Source organism: Roseibaca sp. Y0-43, from assembly GCF_020667835.1.
In the GTDB taxonomy this organism is placed as follows: Bacteria; Pseudomonadota; Alphaproteobacteria; order Rhodobacterales; family Rhodobacteraceae; genus Roseinatronobacter.
On the sequence record NZ_JAFMPR010000026.1, the window covers coordinates 2,501 to 5,705 of the forward strand.

General features: G+C 54.9%; 1 rRNA gene. It reads left to right on the forward strand.

Going from position 1 to position 3,205, the window contains the following annotated elements:
* The first annotated feature begins 250 nt into the window (after window positions 1–250).
* Window positions 251–3,137: ribosomal RNA gene (locus J1C52_RS14880) — 23S ribosomal RNA — on the forward strand.
* The last annotated feature ends 68 nt before the right edge of the window (window positions 3,138–3,205 follow it).

The following is a 3,205-nucleotide window of genomic DNA, read 5'->3' on the forward strand; positions in this document are numbered from 1 at the left end:
CTTTGCGAGACATGAGACTATCCAAGTCAAGTACACTAACCACTCACTTCCTTGCGTAGCGAGGAAGGGAGCGGAATTTGGAAAGCCTAGATGGCTTTTTGAATTCCATTGTCACCGCGTCAGCGGTGGCGGGAAACGTACAATGCTTTTGGTCTTGGGAAGTGTGGGCGCGGGAAGACAAAAGGCCCGTGCTCCTGTCCTGTGATGCGTCCCATGCGAATGGGGTGCTGATCTGGCTCTTTCTGGATCAAATCAAGCGCAATAAGGGCGTTTGGTGGATGCCTTGGCAGCAAGAGGCGATGAAGGACGTGATACTCTGCGATAAGCGTAGGTGAGGTGAGAATAACCTTTGACCCTGCGATCTCCGAATGGGGCAACCCAGCTGATTGTTTGTTGTTATTGCTTCGCAATAACGCACGCTCCGCGCCGACCCTTGGTCGGTTTGGTGCTTGCGTTCAAGCGTGGTGGCTAACAATGAGCATACTCAGTTACTTTTAGGCTGAATACATAGGCTTAAAAGAGCAAACCCGGGGAACTGAAACATCTAAGTACCCGGAGGAAAGGAAATCAATAGAGACTCCGTTAGTAGTGGCGAGCGAACGCGGACCAGCCGAGCCGTGAGTGTGGGCAGAACCGTCTGGAAAGGCAGGCCATAGCGGGTGACAGCCCCGTATGCGAAGCACGATCGGACGTATCAAGTAGGGCGGGACACGTGAAATCCTGTCTGAAGATCGGGGGACCACCCCCGAAGGCTAAGTACTCCTTGCTGACCGATAGCGAACCAGTACCGTGAGGGAAAGGTGAAAAGCACCCCGACGAGGGGAGTGAAACAGACCTGAAACCGGACGCCTACAAGCAGTCGGAGGGATCTTGAATCCTGACGGCGTACCTTTTGTATAATGGGTCAACGACTTGGTCTATCTAGCAAGCTTAAGCCGTTAGGTGCAGGCGCAGCGAAAGCGAGTCTTAAATGGGCGTCGAGTTAGATGGATCAGACCCGAAACCGAGTGATCTAGGCATGAGCAGGCTGAAGGTTGGGTAACACCAACTGGAGGGCCGAACCCACATCCGTTGAAAAGGATCGGGATGACTTGTGCCTAGGGGTGAAAGGCCAATCAAACTCGGAGATAGCTGGTTCTCCGCGAAATCTATTTAGGTAGAGCGTCAGACGAATACCCCGGGGGGTAGAGCACTGGATGGGTAATGGGGCCCCACAGGCTTACTGATCCTAACCAAACTCCGAATACCCGGGAGTAGTATCTGGCAGACACACGGCGGGTGCTAACGTCCGTCGTGGAGAGGGAAACAACCCTGACCTACAGCTAAGGCCCCCAATTCGTGGCTAAGTGGGAAAGCAGGTGGGACGACCAAAACAACCAGGAGGTTGGCTTAGAAGCAGCCATCCTTTAAAGATAGCGTAACAGCTCACTGGTCTAAATAAGTTGTCCTGCGGCGAAGATGTAACGGGGCTCAAGCCACGAGCCGAAGCTTAGGATGCACGTAAGTGCGTGGTAGCGGAGCGTTCTGTTCTGTATTCCTTGCGTCTTGTGCTCCCCTCGGGGGGTATCGGACGCATCAGGAATCTGCTGTGAAGCCGGCCTGTGAGGGACCGGTGGAGCGTTCAGAAGTGAGAATGTTGACATGAGTAGCGACAAACAGGGTGAGAGACCCTGTCGCCGAAAGTCCAAGGGTTCCTGCTTAAAGCTAATCTGAGCAGGGTAAGCCGGCCCCTAAGGCGAGGCCGAAAGGCGTAGTCGATGGGAACCTGGTTAATATTCCAGGGCCAGTGGGATGTGACGGATCGCAGGTGTTGTTCGCCCTTATCGGATTGGGCGGGCAGCTGAGCGGTTCCAGGAAATAGCCCCACATCAGACCGTACCCGAAACCGACACAGGTGGACTGGTAGAGAATACCAAGGCGCTTGAGAGAACCATGTTTAAGGAACTCGGCAAAATACCTCCGTAAGTTCGCGAGAAGGAGGCCCGGTTATTGCGCAAGCAGTGGCCGGGGGCACAGACCAGGGGGTGGCGACTGTTTACTAAAAACACAGGGCTCTGCGAAGTCGCAAGACGACGTATAGGGTCTGACGCCTGCCCGGTGCCGGAAGGTTAAATGGAGGGGTGCAAGCTCCGAAATGAAGCCCCGGTAAACGGCGGCCGTAACTATAACGGTCCTAAGGTAGCGAAATTCCTTGTCGGGTAAGTTCCGACCTGCACGAATGGCGTAACGACTTCCCCGCTGTCTCGAACATGGACTCAGCGAAATTGAATTGCCTGTCAAGATGCAGGCTTCCCGCGGTTAGACGGAAAGACCCCGTGCACCTTTACTACAGCTTCACACTGGCATCAGGATTGCGATGTGCAGGATAGGTGGTAGGCTTTGAAACCGGGACGCCAGTCCCGGGGGAGCCTCCCTTGAGATACCACCCTTCGCACTCTTGATGTCTAACCGCGATCCTTGAACCAGGATCCGGGACCCTGTGTGGCAGGTAGTTTGACTGGGGCGGTCGCCTCCCAAACAGTAACGGAGGCGTGCGAAGGTTGGCTCAGAGCGGTCGGAAATCGCTCGTTGAGTGCAATGGCATAAGCCAGCCTGACTGCAAGACTGACAAGTCGAGCAGAGACGAAAGTCGGCCATAGTGATCCGGTGGTCCCGAGTGGAAGGGCCATCGCTCAACGGATAAAAGGTACGCCGGGGATAACAGGCTGATGATGCCCAAGAGTCCATATCGACGGCATCGTTTGGCACCTCGATGTCGGCTCATCTCATCCTGGGGCTGGAGTAGGTCCCAAGGGTACGGCTGTTCGCCGTTTAAAGAGGTACGTGAGCTGGGTTTAGAACGTCGTGAGACAGTTCGGTCCCTATCTGCCGTGGGTGTTGGAGACTTGAGAGGAGTTGCCCCTAGTACGAGAGGACCGGGGTGAACGTTCCACTGGTGGACCTGTTGTGGCGCCAGCCGCAGCGCAGGGTAGCTATGAACGGACAGGATAACCGCTGAAAGCATCTAAGCGGGAAGCCCCCCTCAAAACAAGGTCTCCCTTGAGAGCCGTGGTAGACCACCACGTCAATAGGCCGGAGATGTACGCGCAGCAATGCGCTCAGTCGACCGGTACTAATCGCTCGATCGGCTTGATTTGATCCAGTAACAACCAGATCAATCCCAAGACCAACACAAACAAAAGCATGACAAAATAGCCGGGAAAAA